2 protein-coding genes are annotated in these 1,244 nt (G+C 76.7%); both read left to right on the top strand.

Annotated features, from left to right (window positions below):
- Positions 1-357: tetratricopeptide repeat protein (locus HW577_RS25245; protein WP_198378833.1), on the top strand; the 357-nt coding region annotated here is incomplete at its 5' end.
- Positions 358-494: 137 nt separating this feature from the next.
- Positions 495-1,244: tRNA lysidine(34) synthetase TilS (tilS, locus tag HW577_RS25240; RefSeq protein WP_198378832.1), on the top strand; the 750-nt coding region annotated here is incomplete at its 3' end.

Genomic DNA, 1,244 nt, shown 5'->3' with positions numbered 1-1,244 from the left:
GGGCAGGCCGCGCTCGGCCGGCGCGACTATGCCGCCGCCGAGGCCGCGGCGCGCGAGGTGCTTCGCGGCCGGCCCGGGCCGCGGGCGCAGGATGCCAATCTCCTGCTCGGCGAATCCCTCCTCGGGCAGCGGCAGTTCCAGAACGCCGCGCTCGCCTTCAACGAAGCCTATACCGCCAACCGCCGCAGCGGGCGGGCGCCGGAGGCACTGCTGGGCCTGTCCAACGCCTTCGCGGGCTTCGGGGCGCGGCGGGAAGCCTGCGATACGCTCGACCAGATCAGGTCGGAATTCCCGACCCTCTCCGGGCCGATGACCACGCGCGTCGCGGATGCGCGGCGCCGGGGACAGTGCAGGTGAAGGCAGACCCGGAGAGGGGCGCCGCCCCTCTCCGGACCTCACCCCGCCAAGGGCCGAAAGGCCCTTGGAACCCGGACCTTGAAGCCTTCGTCGAGGCCATGGGGCGGCTTGGGCCAGGGGCCAGGCTCGCGGCGGGTGTGTCGGGGGGGCCGCATAGCCTCGCCCTGGCGCTGCTGGCGCAGCGATGGGCGCGGGAGAGGGGCGGCGATCTGCTCGCCCTCGTCGTCGATCATGGGCTGCGGGCCGAAAGCGCGGATGAGGCGCGGCATGTCGCCGAACTCCTTGCGGGGCAGGGCATTCCGGCGCGCATTCTGGCGCTCGGACTCGCACCGGGGGTGAGGGTGCAGGAGCGGGCGCGCGCGGCGCGGCTCGCGGCGCTGACCGAGGCGGCGGTGCTGGACGGCCGGCCCTGGCTGCTGCTCGGCCACCATCGCGCCGACCAGGCCGAGACGCTGCTGTTCCGCGCGCTGCGCGGCAGCGGGCCGGACGGACTCGCCGCCATGGCGGAGGCGCGCGACGGGGGGGGCGTGCTGATCCTGCGGCCGCTGCTCCGCGCAAGCCCGGCCGAACTGGAGGCGGTCGTCGCCGCCGCCGGGCTCGCCCCGGTGCGAGACCCGTCGAACCGGGACCATCGCTTCGCCCGCATCCGGCTGCGCGACGCGCTGGACGATCCCGGCGGGACGGCGCCGGGGATCGCCGCATTGGCCGCGGCCGCCGGCGCCTTTGCGGCACGGCGCGCGCGGGCCGAGGCCACGGTGGTCGAACGCCTCGCCCTGGCGGCGGAACTCCGCCCGGAAGGCTTCGCCTGGATCGACCCGGCGGCGCTGGGACGGGACGGGACGGCGGCGGCGGCGATCTCCTGGCTCGCCGCGCGCATCGGCGGGGCC

Origin of the sequence: Neoroseomonas rubea (assembly GCF_016106015.1) — a bacterium.
In the GTDB taxonomy this organism is placed as follows: Bacteria; Pseudomonadota; Alphaproteobacteria; order Acetobacterales; family Acetobacteraceae; genus Neoroseomonas; species Neoroseomonas rubea.
Note: the sequence above shows the minus strand (reverse complement) of the source record. Positions and strands in the feature narration are given on the sequence as shown.